Below are 20614 nucleotides of genomic sequence, written 5' to 3'. Positions count from 1 at the left end.
GGTAGTGGCGGGCGGCACCAGAACGCGATAGTCCTCTCGGGCGACGTACCGCTTGAGAGAACAGGCCGTCCTTGGTGCGACGGGTCACGTAGTCGCGGGTGCGCGGAGGTTGGCCTGCGGTCGCCACCGCGGTTGAGGAGATTGCGGTCAGAGGAGGCCGGTAGCGGAGCAACCCCGCAGAGCATGGCGAAGGCGGCCTCCGAGCGCAATCGGTCGGCCTGGCCGGGTCATCCCGCTGGAGATTCGGCACGACGAGTTCACCGTGGACATCCCGCGCTTGGTGAATACCCACACGACCTGCTCGGGCGCGGAGCCGGCGTCGGTCGCGAGGTACATGCCGCACACCGTGCCGGGCATGCCGGGCACGGCGGCCGCGTCCGCGAAGCCGTACTTCTCCACGAGCAGCACGCTCTTGCCGGCCTCCGCCGCCACCGGTGCCGCGGCCACCCCCGCCGCGCCAACATCCTGGTGACCGACATATTCGTATGACTCACGCGGTGGGGCCGCGGCGGTGCGCTTGCGCTCACGGCGCCGGTGAAGGGGATGGCGTGAGCGGGGCTTCGGCGGTGACGTGGAACCAGCCGTCACGGTCGATGCCCGCGCTCAACCGGCCATCGACGGCCTGCAGCCGCGTGCTCAGATTGCCCAGACCGTTACCCCCGTCGATCGGGGCGGGAGCATCACGATCCACACCGTCATTGGCCACCCGTAAACGCACCACACCATCCGCGACAGTGGCACGGATCGTCACGTTCTGGGCCTTGCTGTGCCGCAGGACGTTCGTGATCGCCTCACGCAACACCGTCGCCAGAACGGTCTCCACACCGGCAGGCAGGCCGGGAGTGGAGACCTCCGCACGCACCTCGATGCCCGCGGCGGCCAAAATGGACTGAGCCGACTGCACCTCCACACCCAGCGACATCGCACGATAGCCATCGGCCACCGTACGCACATCCGCCAGCGCCTGCCGCGCCATGGTCAGAATGTCGGTGACCTCCTCGCGCGCCCGATGCGGCTGAGCAGGCAGCAACCGGTAGGTCAGCTCACTCTTCAACGTGATCGCCGACAGGCTGTACCCCAGCAGATCATGCAGATCCCGGGCCACCCGCAGCCGCTCCCGCGTCACCGCCATACGCGCCAGCCCGTCCCGCGCGGCGTACAACTCGGCCACAAGAGTGGACAGCGAACTGATCCCGTACACCACCAGGCCGGTGAGCAGGCTGGACACCGGCAGGTAGATCAGGTAGCGGATCGAGACGCCCGCGGCGAGGGACAGGATGAGCACGCTGGCCCCGATCGCGGCGTACAGCGCCCACCTGACTCGGTCGCGCACCGCGAGCAGGACCGACCCGCTCAGGAAGCCCACCATGGAGCCCCAGGGCCGGTCGAGCCACAGCAGGGGCAGGTAGCTGAGCAGCGCCTGCGCGGCCAGGCTGAGCAGCCTGCGCCGACCGGGCCAGTTCCGCGGGCCGCGAAAGGAGTGGAGGATCTGCAGCGCGAAGCCGGCGGCGAGGCAGGCGAGGACCCCGAGCGCCTGGGCCGGGCTGGGGCCGATGTCCAGCACGTTGATGTACATGATCAGCGCGTAGCCCGCCAGCACCACCAGGGTGACGGTGAACGCCAGGCGCGGACGCCACATGCCGGAGTCGCCGTTGCCGCCGAGCGCGTCCGCGCCGGGGAGCGGGAGCAGCCGCCTCAGCCGGCTTCGCGGCGTGGCCGCCGGGGAACCGGCCTGCTCGGGCCGCCCGGTCGTGAGCGGGGCTTCGGCGGTGACGTGGAACCAGCCGTCGCTATCGATGCCCGCGCTCAACCGGCCATCGACGGCCTGCAGCCGCGTGCTCAGATTGCCCAGACCGTTACCCCCGTCGATCGGGGCGGGAGCATCACGATCCACACCGTCATTGGCCACACGTAAACGCACCACACCACCGGCGACATCGGCACGGATCATCACGTTCTGCGCCTTGCTGTGCCGCAGGACGTTCGTGATCGCCTCACGCAACACCGTCGCCAGAACGGTCTCCACACCGACAGGCAGGCCGGGAGTGGAGACCTCCGCCCGCACCTCGATGCCCGCGGCCGCCAAAATGGACTGAGCCGACTGCACCTCCACACCCAGCGACATCGCACGATACCCATCGGCCACCGTACGCACATCCGCCAGCGCCTGCCGGGCCACGGTGAGAATGTCGGTGACCTCCTCGCGCGCCCGATGCGGCTGGGCAGGCAGCAACCGGTAGGTCAGCTCACTCTTCAACGTGATCGCCGACAGGCTGTACCCCAGCAGATCATGCAGATCCCGCGCCACCCGCAGCCGCTCCCGCGTCACCGCCATACGCGCCAGCCCGTCCCGCGCGGCGTACAACTCGGCCACAAGAGTGGACAGCGAACTGATCCCGTACACCACCAGGCCGGTGAGCATCGTGAAGCCGACGCCGTAGGCGAGCATCACCGGGGTCATGTCGTACGCGGCCAGGGCCGGCACTATCGCGGCGGCGACGGCGAGGTACAGCGGCCACTTCGCCCGCCCCTGCACCGCGAGCAGCACCGATCCGCCCAGGAAGCCGAGCATCCCGCCCCACGCGCCGCCGACCCACAAGAACGGCAGGTAGCTCGCCAGCGCCTGGAGCGACAGCGATGCCACCCTGGTGCGAACCGGCCACTGCCACGGCCGGCCCAGGGAGTGGAACAGTTGCAGTGAGAAGACCACGAAAAGGCACACGGCGAACCCGGTGAGCCGGGCGGGCCCCGGGTTCGCCGCGAGAACGTTGATGACCGTGACGAGGGCGTCGCCCGCCAGTATCGCCACCGTGACGGGCAGTATCCAGTGCGAGGTCCGCGCCTCGCCGTCCGCGGCGCCGCAGCCCTGGGGCTCCGGCCGCCGAGTCCGCCTCCGCCATATTCGTACGATCAGGCTATCCATGAACCTTCGGTCCGGGCGACAAATGGGAACGCTCCCATCATGCTGTACCGGGACACGGTATGCGAGTGCCGCCCGGCCGGTGGCGATGCCGCTCAGGCGGCGCAGTAGGTGGGCAGCGCCAAGGCCGAGCCAGGCCATTCAAGCTCTTCGATGACCAGATCGGCCATTTCCGGCCACTCCGGCTCCGGCCCGCTTTCCGCCCAGGTTGACCAAAGGGTCGGCTCGGAGGTCGGATTCGGCCCCGCGGCGCCGGTCTCGGGCCATGACCGGACAACGGAGCCGGTGTACAGGTCATTGTCGATCGTGCTGCTCGGCATTGCCTTCCTCCTGTTCTCTGGTCACGAATTCCGCGAAGTTCCGATTCGATTATGCGCATGATCTGCGCCGGCAAAAAGCCCGTGCGTCACGTATCGGCCGTGAAAACCTCATGCCCGCGGGCGAGTGGGAATAATGGGAGGGGTCAGCGGCCGTTCCCGCGCAGCAGTTCGGCGGCGAGCTCCGCCCAGGCCGGGTCGTTGGCCGGGCGCAGGCCGGCCGACGCCCCGGGCGGCTCCTCGGCCCAGCGGCCGAGCGCGAAGCCGCCGACGCACGACTCGGTGCGCCAGTCGGTGCCCAGCACGCGTGCCGTCGCCTCGATGTCGGTCACGCCGAGCGCGCACCCCGCCAGGCCGATCGCCGCGCTCACCAGGTAGAGCGTCTGGATCAGCGCGCCGGTGTTCTTCAGCACCAGCGCGTAGCCCGGCCCGGCGTACTTCCACGACACCCGGCGGAACCGCGCGGTGATCAGGATGAGTACCGGCGGCGCGGTGGTCAGCCGCGCCGGCATCCACCCGCGCCAGGCGAGATCGCACAGGTCGGCGGGGTCGGCGCCGATGGGCGTCAGCAGGTGGCCCATCGGGTCGTAGTGGTACACGCCGTCGCGGATGCCGGGGCATCCGCTGATCGCCGGGTACAGCTCCAGCTCGTAGGTCGCGTCGATGCTCGCGTACGGCCGGTCGCTGGCCGGGCCGTCGCCGGGCGCGCCGCCGACCAGCGCCCGCACCCGCGCCGCGCGGTACAGCACCTCGCCGAGCTGCCCCACGGTGAGCGGCCCCGTGCCGAAGCGGCGGGCGGGGCGGTGCCCCTCGATGGCGGCCGTGAGCGGCGGGTCGGTGGCGATGAGCCGCTTCCAGTCCGGCCGGGGCAGCCGGACGCACGCGCCCGGCGCGGCCGGCTTGGTGACCGGCTCGACCGTCCAGGACTCCCCCATCGGGTACGTGGCGCCGAAGTCGCGGTCGTGCCGCCCCAGGGTGGAGCGGATGTGGAACATCAGGTCCTGCGGCAGCCAGGTGACCAGCGCGGGATCGGTGTCCTCGGCGAACTCGGGCGGGCGGCTCCGCTCCCCCGGCTCCCCCGGCTCCCCCGGCTCGGCCTGCACCACCATGCCGGCCGCCACCAGGTACGACAGCGCCTCCGCCGCGGGCATGGGGGACGGCAACGCGGCCGCCACGGCCGGCGGCGCGATGGGGTGGCTCAGCGCGGCGATCAGCCAGACCGCCTCGGCGCGGTGGAACACCACGCGGTGCAGCGACAGCGGCGACTCCATCCAGTAGGCGCCCTCCTCCGCGCGCAGCACGGCGAAGCGGGACATGCGCACGGGCCGTACCGGCGACAGGGGCGCGGGGCGGAGGCGGGCCTCACGGCTCAGCGGCACCACCGAGATCAGCGGGCGCTCCTGATCCAGCCCGAGGGTGCGGACCACGAGGTGCTGCAGCCGGTCGAGCAGCCGGTCCAGCTCGGCGCGCTCACAGGGATCGCTGACGGCGTTGTCCAGCGAGACAGGCCCCAGGCTCATGCGCCGCAGCGCCTCCACCACGCCGGGGGCGGGGTGCGGCAGGACCTCCTCGCCCCAGCGGCTGTCAAGGATCACGACGTCCCTGGCGGCGTCGGCCTCCACGTGCACGTCCTCGCGCAGGGACCACAGCGGGAACCGCCCGTCTTTCTCCTGGCCGTTCACGGGAGCATCACAGGAACATCGGCACGGGGTTGATGTCCTCGTAGGGCGTGGGCGCGTCCAGGCGGCCGAGCGCGACGGGCACGTCGTACAGGCGCCCGGGGGCGAATCTGGCCCAGAAGTGCCGCAGTCCGGGCACGACGACCTTGACCACGGGAAGGCCCACGTCGGGGCGGGTCTGGTCGAGCACGAGCACCTCCAGCCCCTTGCCCGCGGCCAGCGCCGTGATGTGGGCCAGGTCCTCCCGCAGGTCTCCCCTTGGGGTGTGGGGGTGGCTCGCCGGCGTCGTCTCGGCCTGGCCCGGGTCGGGCAGCAGGTACGGATGCCCGCGCACGGTCGCGCGCCGCCACCACTCCAGCAGGCCGGGATCGTCGGTCGCGTACGGCCGTCCGCCCGGCCCGCCCAGCGCGACGGACAGGATCTGGCCCAGCTCGGCCAGGGCTCGGCGCAGCGCCACCCGGGGGTCGAAGTGGGCGCCGAAGCCGAACACGATGTCCTCGGGGCCGCCCGCGACGCGGCGCGAGACGGCGCCGATCACCGGGATGCCGAAGTCGGAGGTGAGGTCCAGCGCCCACACCTCGCGCCCGAGCGCGGCCAGCCCGCGCCGCACCTCGCCGAGCCACGGGTCGGCGAAGGAGTCCAGCGCCACGCCGGGCTGGCGGGTGCGGTTGTACCACCACAGGGCCACCGCGTCGCGCTCCACCAGTTCGAGGAAGCCCTGCAGGATGGCGTCCTCCAGGCTGGCGCCCGCGGCGGCGCCGTTGGAGTCGGCGCGGACGGAGGCCGCGCCGGTGCAGCGGCGGTAGTAGAGCAGGTCGGTGGGCAGGTAGCGGTGCCGCGATCCGGTGAGCGACCACACCGGCGTCCACTCGATCGGCTCGCGCTCGTCGAAGGGTGCCGGCACGTGCTGGAACGGCGGGTGGGCGGCGTTCCAGCGGTCGCGGTCGCGGAACTGGCGCGGGTGGAACAACTGGCAGTCGCCGGGGTGGACGGCCGCCTCGCCGATCCCCCGGTAGGTGTCGAGCACGGCGGGCTCGTCGCCGCAGCGCGTCCCGCTGTACCGCTCCACGGCCTCGCACAGCGCGCTCACCCTGGCCTCCAGGTCGGTGACGCCCTTGCCGCCCGCCTGGGCGCGCAACCCGGCCCGCGCGGCGGCCAGGCCGGCCACCGGCAGCGCCAGGTTGGGGCCGGCCAGGTAGCAGTGCAGGAAGGACGGGCTGCGCGGGTCGCGGGTGACGGCGCGGACGATCCCGGTGACCGGGTCGGCGAGCCGGCCGTACCGGGCCCAGACCTCCTCCGCGTGCAGGGCCCGCTCGCCGGTGCCGCCCCGCGCCCGCTTGGGCCGGGACGCCGGCCGTACGGGCTCCAGCACGTGTCGCGCCACCAGACCGGGGTCGCCGCATGCGGGGCACTGCGGGCGCCGGTCCACCGGGTGGTGCCGGCCGGTCATGGTGAGCGTGTCCAGCGTCCACACCGCGTCCTGGCCCGGGTGCCGCTGCCCCGCCGCCCACTTGGCGGCCTCCAGGACCGCGGCGAGCAGCCCGAGGCCGCGGGTCAGCGCGAGCGAGGTCTCGGGCGGAGGGGCGGACGACAGCCGGGCGCCGGCCCGGCGCCGGCCGCTCAGCCTGTGCTCCAGACAGGCCCAGCACGGGCCGGAGCCGGGGCGGAACACCGGCCCGGCCCACACCTCCGCGCCGCCCGGCTTGGCGAGCAGCCAGGGCCGACCGTCGGCCAGTCTGCGGGCGTTCACCTCCGCGAGCGCCGGGTCGAGGTAGTCGTCGCACACGACGAGCACGAGACCGCCGGGCTCGGCTTCGGCCTCCGGCTCGGCGTCCAGTCCCGCGGCCCGGCAGGCGGCCAGCACGGCGCCGATGTCGGCCCCGCCCAGGGCCAGGACGCGCACCGCCGCGCCGGCGAGCCGCGCCGGGGCCCGGCTGCCGTCGAGCCCGGCCAGGTCCCAGTACGCCTCCGCCGCCGCGTCGGCCGGACGCTCCTCGGCGCGGTAGCCGATCAGGTTGGCCCGCGCCAGCCGGTCGAGCGCCTGCTCGATCTGGGCCGGGGTCATATGGCGGGACGCCTGCTCGCACACCTGCGCGAGATCGCGGCTGCCGTCGAGGAGCGGGGCCAGCACGTGCGCGGACCGGCCCGACAGCGCGGTCGTGCCGCCCGCGGACACCAGGTAGACCGCCTCGCCGGGGACGATCTGGGGGCGGAGATGGCTCTTGAAGCCGATGCGCGGAGCCCGAGGCGTCGCCGTTTCCACGATGAAAGCCCCTTCCATGCCGTCTGGAGGGCCGCCCGGGAGCGCGCGGGTGGTCGCGGGGGGTGCGAGCGGCCCGGCGCATGGCATTATGCGGCCTCGCGCATCGGCGGGAAAAGGTTCCCGCTCACCTTCCCGGCGTGAATTCTTAATACCGCGCCCGTGACGAGGTCAGTGGCCCGCTCCCGGCATTTCCGGCCACACTTGAAACGCCGCCGCGGCGGAGATTCACCCGAGCTCCTTTCGCCGCGCGTCATCCTGCCGGAAATAGTGCCTCTACGGAGGGAGCGGAACATGGCTCCTGTGCTCGATACGATCGGCGGTCGTTTCAAGGCCGAGGGGTTCTGGCGCGACCGCACCGCCGTGGACGACCTGCGGGACGCCGTCGCGCGCTTTCCCGGGCGTACGGCGGTGGTGTGCTGGCACGCGGACGGCCGCGAGCCCGACCGCCTCACCTACGCCGAGCTGGCCGAGCGGACCGAGCGGCTGGCCGCGGCCCTGTACGGCCTCGGCGTGCGCCGCGGCGACGTGGTGAGCATCCAGTTGCCGAACTCCTGGCAGCTCGTGGCGCTGTGCCTGGCGTGCGCCCGGGTGGGCGCGGTCGCCGGGCCGATCGCGACGATCATGCGCCGCCGCGAAGTCGAGTTCATGACCCGGCTCACCCGCAGCCCGCTCTACATCGGCCCGGTGGAGCTGCGCGGCCACTCCTTCGCCGACATGAGCGCCGAGGTGGCCCGCGCCGTGCCCACGCTGCGCCGCCGGGTGCTGCTCGGCGCGGCCGGGACCACCGCGGGGGCAGACGCCGACGTGCTCGACCTCGACCGCGACCTGCTCGGCCGCGCCTGGGAGCAGGAGGTGCCGGCGGGCGCGCTGGACGCCTGCGAGGCCCGGCCCGGCGACCTGGCGCAGGTGATGTTCACCTCCGGCACGACCGGCGAGCCCAAGGGCGTCATGCACAGCCACAACACGCTGGGCGCGATCAACCGGGCGCAGATCGAGGCGCTGCGCCTGACCTCCGACGAGGTCACCGCCATGGGCTCGCCCACGACCCTGCAGGCCGGGTACACCTGGAACTTCCTCATGCCGCTGATGCTCGGCGCCACGGCCGTCCAGATCGACTCCTGGGACCCCGGCCTGATGCTGCGCGTCATGGAGCGGGAGCGGGTCACCTTCTTCTACGGCCCGCCGCCGTTCCTCATGGACCTCATCCGGGCGCAGCAGGAGGACCCCAAGGACCTGTCCGCCCTCGCGGCCTTCGCCACCGGCAGCGCCCCCGTGCCGCCCGTGCTCGTCGAGCAGGCCCGCGACGTGCTCGGCTGCCGCGTGTACGCCCTGTGGGGCATGACCGAGAACGGCGCCGTGACCATCACCAGGCCCGAGGACCCGCCGATGCGGGCCGCCGAGAGCGACGGCACTCCGGTCGCCGGCATGGAGGTCCGCATCGTGGACGAGGAGACCGGCCTGCCCGTCGCCCCCGGCGCCACCGGCCTGCTCCAGGTGCGCGGCGCCGGCCAATGCCTCGGCTACTTCCGCCGCGAGGAGCTGTACGCCGAGTCGCTCACCGCCGACGGCTGGTTCGACACCGGCGACCTGGCCAGGGACGACGGCCACGGCGGCATCCGCATCGCCGGCCGGGTCAAGGACGTGATCTCCCGGGGCGGCGTGAAGATCCCCGTGGTGGAGGTGGAGGCGGCGCTGCTGCGCCACCCCGCGATCCGCGACATCGCGGTCGTCGGCCTGCCGGACGACCGGCTGGGCGAGCGGGCCTGCGCGGTGATCGTACCCGAAGGCACCCCGCCCACCCTGGAGGACCTGCGAACACACCTGGCGGAGCTGGACATGGCCAAGCAGTACTGGCCCGAGCGGATGGAGGTCGTGGACGCGCTGCCGCGCACCCCCTCGGGCAAGGTGCAGAAGTTCGTGCTGCGCGACCGGCTGGGCGGGGAGTGAGGCGGGCGTCATGGACTTCCTCTTCACCCCCGAGCAGGAGGCGCTGGCCGAGAAGGTCCGCACCTACGTCGCCGAGCGCCTGGCGCCGGCCGCCGCGCGCGCCGACCGGGAGGGCGGGTTCCCGCCGGAGCTGTTCGCCGAGCTGGCGGCCGAAGGACTGTTCGGCCTGCGCATCCCCGCCGAGTACGGCGGGATGGGACTGGACGCGGTCAGCACCGGCGTCGTCATCGAGGAGCTGGCGCGCGGCGACGTCACCGCCTGCTACGCCGTGCTGAACACCGCCCTGGTGGGCGGGGTGCTCACCGCGAACGGCGGCGAGGAGATGCGGGCGCGCTGGCTGCCCCCGATGGCGCGCGGCGAGGCCGTCGTCGCGGTCTGCATGACCGAGCCCGGCCACGGCACCGACGCGGCGGCGCTGGAGCTGCGGGCCGAGCCCGACGGCGACGGGTGGCGGCTGTCCGGCGAGAAGACCTCCATCATGCTCGGCGCGTACGCCACCCACGGCCTGGTCTTCGCCCGCACGGGGGAGTTGGCCGAGCGCGCCCGCGGCGTGACGGCCTTCTACACCCCGCTGGACGACGCCCACGTGGCCCGTACGACGCTGCCCAGCCTCGGCAGCAGGGCCGGGGGCAGGGCGAGGCTGGTCTTCGACGGGCTGCGGGTCGGCCCCGAGCACGTCGTCGGCGGCACCGGGCTGGGCTTCGCCCAGGGCATGCGCGGCTTCGACTACTCGCGGGCGCTGATCGCGCTCATCGCGGTGGGCGCGGCGAGCGTCACCGTCTCCGACGCGCTCGCGCACGCCCGCGAGCGCGAGGCGTTCGGCCTTCCGCTCAGCCGCTTCCAGGGCGTGGCGTTCCCGCTGGTGGAGCACGCCACCTACCTGCACGCCGCCCGCCTGCTCGCCTACGAGGCCCTGTGGCGCAACGACGCCGGGCTCGGCCACCGTGTCGAGGCCAACATGGCCAAGTGGTGGGCGCCGAAGACCGCGGCCGAGGCCGCCCACCAGGCGTTGCTCACGCTCGGGCACTACGGCTGGTCGGAGGACGGCCCGGTGGCGCGGCGGCTGCGCGACGTCATCGGCACGCAGCTCGCCGACGGCACGGCCGCGGCGACCAAGCTGGTCATCGCCCGCGAGCTCCTCGGCCGCGAGCACGCTCCCTGATCACTGGAGACCGTCTCATGCGCGAGTTCCTTTCCTACGTGGGCGGGCGCGACATCGACGCGGCCGAGCACATCTACACCGTCTCGGCCCGCGCCGTCCTGGAGGACCCCCCGGGCGCCCTGCGGCTGAAGCGCGCGCTGGAGCGCGGCGAGATCGACCCGGCCTCGGCCGGCCCGCAGGTGGCGGGCCGGTGTGCGGTGGCCGATCCGGGCACCGTACAGGCCGCGCTCGCCGCCGCGGCCTCGGCGGCGCGCGAGTGGGGCGCCAGCCCGCTGGACGTGCGGCTGCGGCTGGGCGAGGTGATCCGCAAGCGCCTGGCCGAGACCCGGCGCGAGTTCGTCGAGATCATGATCGCGGAGGGGCGGACGCGCACGCTGTCGGAGTGGGAGGTAGACGGCCTGCTCGACATCGTCAGCCCCGAGACGCTGAGCTGGTGCGCCGAGCTGCTGCGGCGTGACTTCCGCCACGGGGCGAAGCGCATCTCGATGCGGCGCAAGCCCGACGGTGTGGTGTGCGTCGCGCCGCCGCAGAACGCTCCGCACTCCAACGCCGTCTACGGCGCCGCCGCCCTGCTGTCGGGCAACGCGGTCGTGGTGCGCGCGCCCCGCAGCATCCCCCTCGGCGTCATGTACGCCGTGCGGGAGATCCTCGCCCCGGCCCTGGAGGAGGTCGGGGCGCCGCCCGGCGCGCTCAACGTCGTGTGCGGGCCGCCGATGATGGCCGAGTGGCTGGCCAGCGAGCACGTCAACGACGTCATCTACTTCGGCGGCACGGAGAAGGGGCTGGCGTTCCAGCGCGACTGCGTCGCCGCGGGCAAGAAGCCCGTCCTGGAGCTGGCCGGCAACGACTGCGCCGTGGTGTGGCGCGACGCCGACCTCGACCTCGCGGCCGGCGCGCTGGTGGAGGCGTTCAACGCCTCCGGCCAGATCTGCAACGTCCCCAACCAGGTGGTCGTCCACCCGGCGGTGGCCGACGATCTGATCGAGCGGCTGAGGGCCGCCGCGGCCCGCATCCGGCCCGGCTACCCGGACGAGGAGGGCGTCGTGCTCACCCCGGTCCTGGCCGCCGACGGCTTCTACGCCTTCGCCGCCGACGCCCTGCGCAAGGGCGCCCGGCTGGTGTGCGGCGGGCGGCGCCTGGAGGTGGACGGCACCCCCTCTGACACCGGGCCGTTCATCGAGCCGGCCGTGGTGCGCGTGGACGGCCTCGCCTCGGCCCGCGAGGTGGAAGCGGTGCGCAGCGAGACGTTCTTCCCGCTGCTGCCCGTGGTGGTGCCCGAGCCCGGCCGCCCCGACGGGCAACTGCTCGACGACGTGCTCGCCTTCGTCGACGGCAACGCGTACGGGCTGCGCAACTCGCTGTGGACGGCGGACGAGGGCGTCGCCGAGCGGTTCGCCCGCGAGGTGCGCAACGGCGGCGTGCTCAAGGTCAACGACGCCTCGCACTGCGGGTTCGCCCCGTACATGCCCTCCCATGGCGGCACCGGGCTGACCGGCGGCGTGTTCGGCGAGGCGAGCTACATGATGATCCGCACGACCCACCTCCAGGGCATATCCATGGCGCCGGCCCGGGGCTGAGACAAGAAGGGATCGGAAGATGCGAACGGTCGGTGTGCGGGCCCACGTCCCGCTGAACGCGAGTGACGCGCTGGCCCGCCTGCGCGACGGCTCCTGGCGGACGCGGCTCCCCGGCGACGTGGTGTCGGTGCGCGACGCCGGGGACGCGGAGGAGTGGACGGTCCGCTTCGGCCGCGGCGCCGTACGCTGGCGCCAGCGCGAGGCCGGCGCGGAGCCGTCGGCCGTCGCCTTCGAGCAGGTGGACGGCGACTTCGCCAAGCTCTCGGTCACCTGGACCTGCGAGCCCGCCCCCAGCACGGCCTGCCAGGTGAACTTCGAGGCCCGTTTCGACCTGGGGGTGCCGATGCACGACCGGGTCTTCGAACCCCTCCTGGCCCGCGCACTCGCCCGCGCCGCCCGCGCCGTCCTGACCGCCGCCTACAGCCAGGCCGAGATCGAGGAGTCCCCCGCCACCGTCCCCGACCCCGAACGCGAAGTGCTCCAGGCGATCGCCACACACCACTCCCCGGCTAGCCCCTGACGCACCCCGGAAGCGGAAACGCCACCCCAAGGCAGGCGGGCAAACACCCCCGATCCGGTAAGCGGGCAGACATCCCCGGTAAGCGGGCGAACACCCCCGGTCCGGTAAGTGGGTTGTGGTGGCTTGGGCGCGGCCGTGATCTGGAGGAGGAGCGGCGGGAGCGAAGCGACCAGAGCGACGACGGAAGATCACGGCCTGAAAAGCGCCCAAGCCCCGCGCGTGCGAAGCACGCGCCATGAACACAGCGGCTTGGGCGCGGCCGTGATCTGGAGGAGGAGCGGCAGGGAGCGAAGCGACCAGAGCGACGACGGAAGATCACGGCCTGAAAAGCGCCCAAGCCCGCGTATTGCGAAGCACGCGCCATGAACACAGCGGCTTGGGCGCGGCCGTGATCTGGAGGAGGAGCGGCAGGGAGCGAAGCGACCAGAGCGACGACGGAAGATCACGGCCTGAAAAGCGCCCAAGCCCGCGTATTGCGAAGCAATCGCAATAAACTACGTGACCCACCCTGCCTCGGTGGCGATGCGGATGGCGTCGATGCGGTTGCGCGCGTTGAGCTTCATGACGATGGACGTCAGGTAGTTGCGTACCGTGCCGACCGACAGGTGGAGGTTGGCGGCGATCTCGGGGGCCTCGGCGCCCTGGGCCGCCATCCTGAGCACCTGCAGCTCCCGCTCGGTCAGCGGGTTGTCGCCCACGTCCCAGGCGCTGAAGGCGAGCTGGGGGTCGATGTACCGCTTGCCCGCCGCGACGTCGCGTACGGCCTCGGCGAGGTGGTCGGGCGGGGCGTCCTTGAGCAGGAAGCCGGAGACGTGGGCGGCCAGCGCCCTGCGTACGGTGCCCGGCCGGCCGAGGCTGGTGAGGATGAGCGTGCGGCACGAGGGCAGTTCCTTGTGCAGCAGCTCCGCCGCGGTCAGGCCGTCCAGTCCCGGCAGGTCGATGTCGATGATCGCGACATCGGGCCGGTGCTCCAGCGCGGCCGGCACGATCTCGTCGCCGCGCTCGGCCTGGGCCACGACGGTGAGGTCGGGCTCGAGTTCGAGTAGGGCTACAAGCGCCCCGCGCACCATGTGGACGTCCTCCGCCAGGAGGATCTTGAGGGTGAGCACCTGCCTGCGCCCCGTTCGGCTCCGCTCGACCTTGGTTGACGGCAGAATCCTAAGTGTCCCGACGGGGAAAAGTCAGCAATTGACAGAAGGGCGAGAAAGGTCACCTTTCTCGCCCTTGCCGGAGTCACCGTCAGCCGGTCAGCCAGCGCACCTCCCCGACGTCCAGGACCGCCCGGCCCTCGGTGTAGAGCATGAACGGCACGTCCACGTGCCGCAGGTCCAGGCCGATGCGCGCCAGCTCCGCCAGCGGCACCTCCATGGTGGTCCACACGCCCTCGGGAAGCGCGCGCAGCGACGGCGCCAGGTTCAGGCCGGGCTGTGCCGGATAGTCGTCGTGGCAGGCAAGGTACAGCGGCAGGTCCGGGGCCTGGACCACCCGCACGTCGAAGGCCAGGCGGCCGCCCGCCTCCAGGTAGCCGCGCAGGTCGCGGGGGCGCTGATCGGGGTCCTGCGCGTAGACGAAGGCGACGTGGCCCTTGAAGCGCAGCGAGAGCGCGCCGGGCCTGCCCGGGTCGCCCACGGGCTCGGCCCGCACCACCAGCGTGTCGGTGGGCCTGTCCGCGAAGATGTCCTGCCGCGACCAGGTGTTGTGCCCGCCGATGCGCATCGTGTACGCCCCGCCGGAGCCGGAGCCGAGAATCCACAGCGGGCCGGAGACGGGCGGCGCGGGCGGGGGCGCGGGCTCCTCCTCCAGCGGCAGCGGCCCGGGGGAGGCCGCCTCGCCGCGATCGCGTAGCGACAGCCCGAAGCCGTAGGGGAACAGCGGCTCGTGCTCCCCCTCCGGGGCCTGCTCCTCCGCGGGCACCCGGTAGCCGGGAATGTGCGGCGGGACGCGGTTCACGCTCATCGAGCGCCTGCCGCGCGGCCAGCTCACGGGCAGCCGCCCCTGGAAGTCGTACGGGCCGGCGAACAGCACGTCGGTGATCCCGGCCGCCTCCGTGCCCGGCAGCCAGGCCACCGCGAAGGCGTCGGACAGGTTGATCTCCTCGGTGACGTACAGCGGGCGCCCGGTGAACATGACCGTCACCACGCGGGTCCCGGCCTCGCGCAGCCTGCGCAGGGTGGCCAGGTCGCGCGCGTACGACTGCTTGAGCCGGGCGTACTCCAGCGTGCCCCACGGCTTGATGGTGCCCCGCATCTCGGCGTACGCGTCCTCGCCGATGGCGACCACCGCCACGTCGAAGCGGGCCGGGTCCGTGTGCTCCAGGTAGGGGTCCACGTGGCAGCGGTCCCGGCCGACGACCGAGGCCACCGCCGTGGCGAGCGTCGTGGCGCCGGGCAGGTCGGACGGCTCGACGTCGTCGCCCTGCCAGCTCAGCGTCCAGCCGCCGGCCTGCTTGCGGATGTCGTCGGCGGCGCTGCCGGTCACCAGCACCCGCGCGGACGGCGGCAGCGGCAGGACGCCGCCCGCGTTCTTCAGCAGCACCAGGGACTTGCGCACCGCCTCGCGGGCCAGGGCGCGATGGTCCTCGCAGCCGAGCACCGGCGCCTGGCCGGCCAGCGACCGCTCGCGGGGCCTGGGCTTGTGCCACAGGCCCGCCCGCATCTTGACCCGCAGCATCCGCCGGACCGCGTCGTCGATGCGCTCCATGGGGATGACCCCCGACAGCACCTGCTCGCGCGCCGTGTGGTAGACCGACTGCCAGGCCGTGCGGCCCGCGACCATCAGCACGTCCATGCCGGCGTTGATGGCGTACCCGGCGTCCCCGATCGTGCACCCGGCCACCTCGGCGTGCGCGTCCCAGTCGCTGATCACGATGCCGTCGAAGCCCATCGCGCCCTTCAGCACGTCGGTCAGCAGGTAGCGGCTGCCGCAGATCTTGTGGTTGTACGCCGTCTGCCGGCCCGGGGTGTGGTCGTAGTTGGCCGGGTGGTCCCAGCCGCTGAAGGAGGCCATGACCGCCTGGGCGCCGGCCTCGATCCCGGAGACGAACCCCATCGCGTGAATGTTGCGCAGCACGTCCTCCTCGCACCGGGCGGTGCCGCGGTCCACCCCGTCCACGGTCGCGCCGTCGCCGACCCAGTGCTTGACGGTGGAGATGACGTGCAGGTCGCCCGCCAGGCCCTCCGGGCCGCCCTGCAGCCCGGCCACCATCTCGCGGGCGTAGGCGTACACGATCTCCGGGTCCTCGGAGTAGCCCTCGTAGTAGCGTCCCCAGCGGCGGTCGCGCGGCGTGGTGACCGTGGGGGCGAAGGTCCAGTCCATGCCGGTCGCGGCGATCTCCCGCGCGGTGGCCTCGCCGATCCTGCGCACCAGGCCGGGGTCGCGGGCCGCGCCCAGGCCGATGTTGTGCGGGAAGATCGTGGCGCCGTGCACGTTGTTGTGGCCGTGCACCGCGTCGGTGGCCCACATGAACGGCACCCGGAACGGGCGGTCCCGGTAGGCGTCCTCGACGGCCTCCCAGAAGGTGTCCACGGTCTCCACCCACTCCTTGACCGTGGCGTGCCTGTTCCCGCCGGGCCAGATGCCGGCGCCGTTGAGCGCCGAGCCGATCTTGTAGTCGCGGGCGTCCCGCGGGGTCAGCTCGGCCAGCTCCGGCTGGATCATCTGGCCGAGCTTCTCCTCCAGCGTCATCTGGGCGAGGATGCCCTCGACGCGCTCCTCCAGCTCCGGGTCGGGCGGGAACGCCGAGCGCACGCGCGGCCACTCCGGCAGGTAGGGCAGCGCGCCGCCGCGCTCACCGCTCGACGCACTGTGCTCATCGCTCCGCTCGCTCATGCCCCCTCCCCCGGCTCGTCGATCCAGAACTCCTCGGTGCGCTTGGCGCGCAGCCGTTCGAGGAAGGGCGCGGGCACCACCGTGCGCCGCTGGGCCGGGGAGAACAGGGTCACCTGGGTGCGATGCTCCTCCAGCGCGGCGAGCTTGCGCTCCACCCACGGCGAGATGTCCAGGCTCACCAGGCGTTCGGTGGGCGAGGCCGCGCGCTCCGGGGCGATCCGGTTGGTGAAGGCGAAGGCGGCCTCGGTGTCCTCGTCCCACACCACGTACTTGCGCAGCCGCGGCGCCAAGCCCAGCTCGGTCAGGCAGTCCACGACGCCCTCGCCGGTCAGGCGGTGGTCGGCGTTCAGCTCGCGCACGTCGTGCGGAAGGTAGACCTCCGCCACGTCGGCGTGCTCGGCGAGCAGGCGGCGCACCTGCGCGCGGAAGGTGTCCAGCGAGGCGGCGAGCAAGGTGTCGGTGTGGCCGAGGAAACGCAGGTCGGCGGGGTCCACGCCGAGCGCCTTGGCCGCCGACTCGGCCTCCCTGCGCCGGATGGCCGCGAGCTCCCCCGGCGTGGGATCGCGCTCGATGCCGAGCACGGCGCTGTGCGATCGCGACCCGTCGGTGGCGAAGACGATCAGGACCCGGGCGCCCGCGGCGACCTTGCCCGCGATGGCGCCGCCGCAGGCGATGACCTCGTCGTCGGGGTGCGGCGCGAAGACGATCACCTTCTCACGCATGCTCCACCGCCCGTCCCGCCAGGTACTCCTCGCACGAGGGCAGGCCGCGCTCGCGGATGATGTCGTTGATCACGAAGAAGTGGTTGTCGACCAGAAGCCGAGTGATCGGCGTGCCGTACTTCTCGGCGATGTACTTGTAGTTGATGACCGCGTTGGCGATGTTGTCCTTGAACACCTTGGGATGCGGGTAGTGGATGGAGGCCGCGTCGCGGCTGAGCACGAACCGCGCCCCGGCGCGGTGCAGCCGGTAGGCCAGCTCGACGTCCTCCCCGCCCCAGCGGACGAACCACTCGTCGAACCCGCCGATCTCGCGCAGCAGGCCGGTCGGCGCCGAGACGTTGCAGCACCAGTAGACCAGCCACGGCGCGGGCAGGTCGTGGAACTCGTCGGTGTAACGGGCGTAGAACTCCTCGCGGATGTCCAGCCACTGGCCCCTGTCGCGGAGCAGGGCGATGGTGGCGTCGGGGTCGTGCACGTCGATGACCCGCCGCATCTGCGCGGCGTCCTCGTTGTCCTCGTTGAAGCAGTAGACGTAGCCGATCGCCGCCACCGGGCCCGGCCAGGCCGCATGCGCGGCGAGGTGAGCCTCCAGGCAGCCGGAGGAGAGCAGGACACCGGAGTCCACCATCACGCACACCTCGCCGCGGGCGTGCCGGATGCCGACGTTGCGGGCCTTGGCCAGCCGGTAGCCCTCGTCCTCCTGGTAGAAGTAGCGCAGGTCGAGGCGGTCGGCGAACGACCGTACCACGTCGGCGGTGTCGTCGCCCGACCCGTCGTCCGACACCAGCACCTCGAAGCGGCCGGCGGGGAGGGTCTGGCGGGTCAGGGAGCGCAGCGTGTGCGCGAGCAGCTCGGCCCTGTTGTACGTCGGGATGACGACGCTGCATGCGATGGTCATGTCTCTCTCCAGAAGGCGACGGCGAAGAACGCGAGCGCCGACAGGGCGGCGCAGGCCCAGAAGACGTTGGTGAAGCCGACGTACTGGGCGACGCTTCCGGCGGCGATGCCGCCGAGGAACATGCCGGTCTTGAACGCGCCGGAGTACAGCGAGGAGGCGACGCCGGGCCGGTCGGGCATCGCGTTCTGCAGGACGGTGACCGGGATGCTGAGGGCGATGGCGCACCAGATGGCGTTGGGCACCTGCAGCAACAGCAGCGCGAGCTCGGTCCTGGCGAACGGCATGGCGCAGAAGAACAGCACCGCGCACGCGGCGGCGCCGGTGATCACGCGCCAGTGGCCGATGCGGTCGGCCTTGGCGCCGATGTAGACCATCGCGGGGATCTCCAGCGCCGAGGCGAGCCCGAGCACCAGGCCGGTGAAGCCCTCGTCCATGCCCAGGTCCTTGGTGATGTACAGCGCGATGTCGAACTGGTACATCGCGTTGACGGCCAGCAGCAGGACGATCGCGACGAGCAGGACCCTGACCTTCGGGGTCAGGCCGGCGAACGGGTTGCCCGTCCTCCGCTCCGGCGCCGCGCCGGGTTCGCCGACGGGCCGCGGGGCCGCGTCGGGCAGCCCCAGGAAGCAGATCAGCCCGCCGGCGAAGTAGAGCACGGCCGCGACGGCGTACATCGTCTCGAAGCCGCGCAGGGCGATCAGTCCGAACGCCAGGGGCGGGCCGACGATCCAGCCCAGCGAGGTCACCGAGCGCAGGGCGGAGTTGAAGAAGGTGGCGTTGTGGCCCTGCTGCTCGGCCAGCTCCCTGGTGAAGGCGTACAACTGCGGGAAGGTGGCGCCGCCGATCCCGAACATGACCGCGGTGGTGGCCAGGAGCAGCCAGTAGTCGCGCAGGAACAGGTAGGACAGCGCGCCGGCCGCGGCGAACATCGAGCAGACGCCCAGTACGATCCTGCGGCTCCCGACCCGGTCGGACAGCACTCCGACCGCCAGGTCGGAGCTGATCTCGGCCACCGCGCGCCCGGCCACGAACGCGCCGATCATGATGGGGGTGGCGTGCACGGCGTCGGACAGGAAGAGGCTGACGGTGGGCACCACCATCGCCCCGCCGACGCCGATCGCCGCGGTGGCGGTGGCGAGCCGGGTGACGGCGCCGTCCAAGAAGATCCGCAGGCCGCTGGTTCTGGTGGAATACACATCGCCTCCTGGAAGGGTGGGGGACGGGACAGCACCCGCTCAGAGCCGCTGGCGGTAGGGCAGCCATGGGGCGATGCGCCGCGACGGCGGCACGCGCCGCGCCCCGAGGTGGTCGGCCGCGTCGATCTGCCCCGCCGACAGCAGCGCGTCCCGCGCCCGCTCCGGGAGCCAGGCCAGGACGCGCCGCTTCAGCGCGGTCAGGTCGAACAGGCCGTCGCCGGGCGCGGGCAGGCCGGCCCGCGCCCCGGGCCGCAGGTTCGCCGGCACCACGGTGGCCGACACCAGGCGCCAGTAGCCGGCGAAGTGGGTGGCGGGGTCGGGCAGCGCCCCGCTGCGCAGGCCGATCCTGATCGTCTCCAGCCAGCAGTCGTAGTAGCGCCTGCGGTGCGGCGCGCCCATGTGCCGCGCGCACCAGGCGGCCATCTCCTCGCGGCCGGGCAGCTCGGCCTTGCCCGACAGCACGGCCAGCGCCCAGCCGGCGATGGCCTCGAAGTACGGGCAGGCCGTGCCGAACGCGTCGGTGTCCACCGGCGTGTTGACCACGACCATCGTCGGGTCGCGGTACCAGAAGAAGTGCTCGTACAGCTCCTCGTGGCGCAGGCCCGCGACGAACCCGTAGTCGGGCATCTCGTAGCCCAGGCACAGGATCACCGCGTCGTACCTGCCGCGCGTCCCGTCGGCGAACACGACGTGGCCGTCGTCGGCGAAGTGGTCGAAGGCCGCCCTGGCCCGCACCTCGCCCCGGTACACATGCGGCACGATCTTCTCGTTGACGTGCACCGCGCCGTGGAAGCCGGTGCCCGGCAGCAGCCCCGTGGCCCGGTACATGCGCATGTACTCCGGCAGCAGCGTGTCCAGCCAGGCCAGGTAGCCGGCGTAGGGCAGCTCTTCCAGGGCGACCCTGCCGATGTAGGAGAACAGCATGTCGTTGGCGACGCCGCCGCAGTCGCGCGGCAGGAACAGTTGCCTGCGGCGTACCGACCAGTCGACCGCCGCGGCGTGGCCGGCCAGCTCGCAGGCGATGTCGGCCCCGCTCACCCCGCCGCCCGCGACCAGCACGCGCAGGCCGCGGAAGGCGTCGGGGCGGCGGTATTCCTTGGCGGTGAGCACGCGCACGCCCTGTGGGGGGCGCGCGGCCCCGGGGGGCACCCGAGGCCGCCACAGCTCGCCACTGGCCACCATGACCGCGTCGAACCGCGCGGTGACCGGCACGCCCCTGTGCACGGCCGTGACCCACCACTCGCCGTCGCGCTTGGCGACCCGGGTCACCTCGTGCCCGAACCGGATGAGCGGCGTCACCGCGAACCGGTCGGCGTAGGCGCGCAGGTACGCGTGCATCTCGGCGACGGTGAGAAAGTCGCCGCCCCCGTCCGGGGCGAAGTCGGAGAAGGGGAAGCCGTGGCGCGAGGTCTGCATCCTGACCCCCTCGTACGCCCCCAGGGACGCCGGGTTCCAGATGCCGCCCAGGTCGCCGTGCCGCTCGAACACCACGGGGTCGTGCCCGGCCTCCAGCGCCTGCTTGGCGCTGGTGAGCCCCGCGGGCCCCGCTCCGATCACCGCTATACGCATCCCGCACCCCCGGCCG

The 20614-nt window shown here is 72.8% G+C and carries 14 protein-coding genes and 2 pseudogenes; 4 read left to right on the top strand and 12 right to left on the bottom strand.

What is annotated here, in order from left to right:
• Positions 1-101: 101 nt before the first annotated feature.
• The 6 genes and pseudogenes from HNP84_RS56760 to HNP84_RS28540 form a co-directional block, all read right to left on the bottom strand.
• A pseudogene (locus HNP84_RS56760) lies at positions 102-212 on the bottom strand (IS110 family transposase); the annotation flags it as partial.
• Between the two features lie 73 nt (positions 213-285).
• Positions 286-447, bottom strand: a pseudogene (locus HNP84_RS56755) (hypothetical protein); the annotation flags it as partial.
• A gap of 76 nt (positions 448-523) precedes the next feature.
• The gene (locus HNP84_RS28555; RefSeq protein WP_185053046.1) at positions 524-2809 is read right to left on the bottom strand and encodes a sensor histidine kinase; all 2286 of its coding nucleotides are present in this window, start codon (positions 2807-2809) and stop codon (positions 524-526) included.
• A 206-nt stretch (positions 2810-3015) separates the two neighbouring features.
• Positions 3016-3240, bottom strand: a complete 225-nt coding sequence (locus HNP84_RS28550) for a hypothetical protein (RefSeq protein WP_185053045.1) — start codon at positions 3238-3240, stop codon at positions 3016-3018.
• A 143-nt stretch (positions 3241-3383) separates the two neighbouring features.
• A complete protein-coding gene (locus tag HNP84_RS56245) occupies positions 3384-4919 on the bottom strand; it encodes a SagB family peptide dehydrogenase (protein WP_185053044.1) in 1536 nt (511 codons plus the stop codon).
• 7 nt (positions 4920-4926) lie between these two features.
• Positions 4927-7179: a TOMM precursor leader peptide-binding protein gene (locus tag HNP84_RS28540; RefSeq protein ID WP_312925883.1), complete on the bottom strand. Its 2253-nt coding sequence runs from the start codon at positions 7177-7179 to the stop codon at positions 4927-4929.
• A 291-nt stretch (positions 7180-7470) separates the two neighbouring features.
• On the opposite strand from HNP84_RS28540, the gene HNP84_RS28535 reads away from it, so the two are divergent.
• The 4 genes from HNP84_RS28535 to HNP84_RS28520 are packed head-to-tail and all read left to right on the top strand — an operon-like array spanning position 7471 to position 12385.
• Positions 7471-9126, top strand: a complete 1656-nt coding sequence (locus HNP84_RS28535) for an AMP-binding protein (RefSeq protein ID WP_185053042.1) — start codon at positions 7471-7473, stop codon at positions 9124-9126.
• 10 nt (positions 9127-9136) lie between these two features.
• Positions 9137-10288, top strand: coding sequence for an acyl-CoA dehydrogenase family protein (locus HNP84_RS28530; RefSeq protein ID WP_185053041.1), 1152 nt, complete (start codon positions 9137-9139; stop codon positions 10286-10288).
• 17 nt (positions 10289-10305) lie between these two features.
• A complete protein-coding gene (locus HNP84_RS28525; RefSeq protein ID WP_185053040.1) occupies positions 10306-11865 on the top strand; it encodes an aldehyde dehydrogenase family protein in 1560 nt (519 codons plus the stop codon).
• A 19-nt stretch (positions 11866-11884) separates the two neighbouring features.
• Positions 11885-12385 (top strand): type II toxin-antitoxin system RatA family toxin, encoded by a 501-nt coding sequence (locus HNP84_RS28520; RefSeq protein ID WP_185053039.1) that lies wholly within the window; start codon positions 11885-11887, stop codon positions 12383-12385.
• Positions 12386-12879: 494 nt separating this feature from the next.
• Here the strand turns inward: HNP84_RS28520 and HNP84_RS28515 are convergent, their stop codons facing one another.
• The 6 genes from HNP84_RS28515 to HNP84_RS28490 form a co-directional block, all read right to left on the bottom strand.
• Complete coding sequence (locus HNP84_RS28515; protein ID WP_185053038.1) at positions 12880-13494, bottom strand: response regulator transcription factor; 615 nt, start codon at positions 13492-13494, stop codon at positions 12880-12882.
• Between the two features lie 130 nt (positions 13495-13624).
• The gene (locus HNP84_RS28510) at positions 13625-16213 is read right to left on the bottom strand and encodes a glycoside hydrolase family 3 protein (protein WP_185053037.1); all 2589 of its coding nucleotides are present in this window, start codon (positions 16211-16213) and stop codon (positions 13625-13627) included.
• Positions 16210-16935, bottom strand: coding sequence for a PIG-L deacetylase family protein (locus HNP84_RS28505; RefSeq protein ID WP_185053036.1), 726 nt, complete (start codon positions 16933-16935; stop codon positions 16210-16212). The genes HNP84_RS28510 and HNP84_RS28505 overlap by 4 nt, the downstream gene beginning before the upstream one ends.
• On the bottom strand, positions 16928-17833 hold the full coding sequence (locus HNP84_RS28500) for a glycosyltransferase (RefSeq protein ID WP_185053035.1): 906 nt from the start codon (positions 17831-17833) through the stop codon (positions 16928-16930). Before HNP84_RS28500 ends, HNP84_RS28505 begins: the two co-directional genes overlap by 8 nt.
• A complete protein-coding gene (locus HNP84_RS28495; protein WP_185053034.1) occupies positions 17830-19029 on the bottom strand; it encodes a sugar efflux transporter in 1200 nt (399 codons plus the stop codon). Before HNP84_RS28495 ends, HNP84_RS28500 begins: the two co-directional genes overlap by 4 nt.
• A 39-nt stretch (positions 19030-19068) precedes the next feature.
• The gene (locus tag HNP84_RS28490) at positions 19069-20598 is read right to left on the bottom strand and encodes a flavin-containing monooxygenase (protein ID WP_185053033.1); all 1530 of its coding nucleotides are present in this window, start codon (positions 20596-20598) and stop codon (positions 19069-19071) included.
• Between the last annotated feature and the right edge of the window lie 16 nt (positions 20599-20614).

Source organism: Thermocatellispora tengchongensis (genome assembly GCF_014202315.1).
Lineage (GTDB): Bacteria > Actinomycetota > Actinomycetes > Streptosporangiales > Streptosporangiaceae > Thermocatellispora > Thermocatellispora tengchongensis.
Note: the sequence above shows the minus strand (reverse complement) of the source record. Positions and strands in the feature narration are given on the sequence as shown.

What these genes read in the sequence shown, in the direction of transcription:
- HNP84_RS28530 (WP_185053041.1), top strand. Translation starts at nt 9,137, where the DNA reads ATGGACTTCCTCTTCACCCCCGAGCAGGAGGCGCTGGCCGAGAAGGTC.
- HNP84_RS28550 (WP_185053045.1), bottom strand. Translation starts at nt 3,240, where the DNA reads ATGCCGAGCAGCACGATCGACAATGACCTGTACACCGGCTCCGTTGTC.
- HNP84_RS28520 (WP_185053039.1), top strand. Translation starts at nt 11,885, where the DNA reads ATGCGAACGGTCGGTGTGCGGGCCCACGTCCCGCTGAACGCGAGTGAC.
- HNP84_RS28490 (WP_185053033.1), bottom strand. Translation starts at nt 20,598, where the DNA reads ATGCGTATAGCGGTGATCGGAGCGGGGCCCGCGGGGCTCACCAGCGCC.
- HNP84_RS28505 (WP_185053036.1), bottom strand. Translation starts at nt 16,935, where the DNA reads ATGCGTGAGAAGGTGATCGTCTTCGCGCCGCACCCCGACGACGAGGTC.
- HNP84_RS28525 (WP_185053040.1), top strand. Translation starts at nt 10,306, where the DNA reads ATGCGCGAGTTCCTTTCCTACGTGGGCGGGCGCGACATCGACGCGGCC.
- HNP84_RS28535 (WP_185053042.1), top strand. Translation starts at nt 7,471, where the DNA reads ATGGCTCCTGTGCTCGATACGATCGGCGGTCGTTTCAAGGCCGAGGGG.
- HNP84_RS28500 (WP_185053035.1), bottom strand. Translation starts at nt 17,833, where the DNA reads ATGACCATCGCATGCAGCGTCGTCATCCCGACGTACAACAGGGCCGAG.
- HNP84_RS28510 (WP_185053037.1), bottom strand. Translation starts at nt 16,213, where the DNA reads ATGAGCGAGCGGAGCGATGAGCACAGTGCGTCGAGCGGTGAGCGCGGC.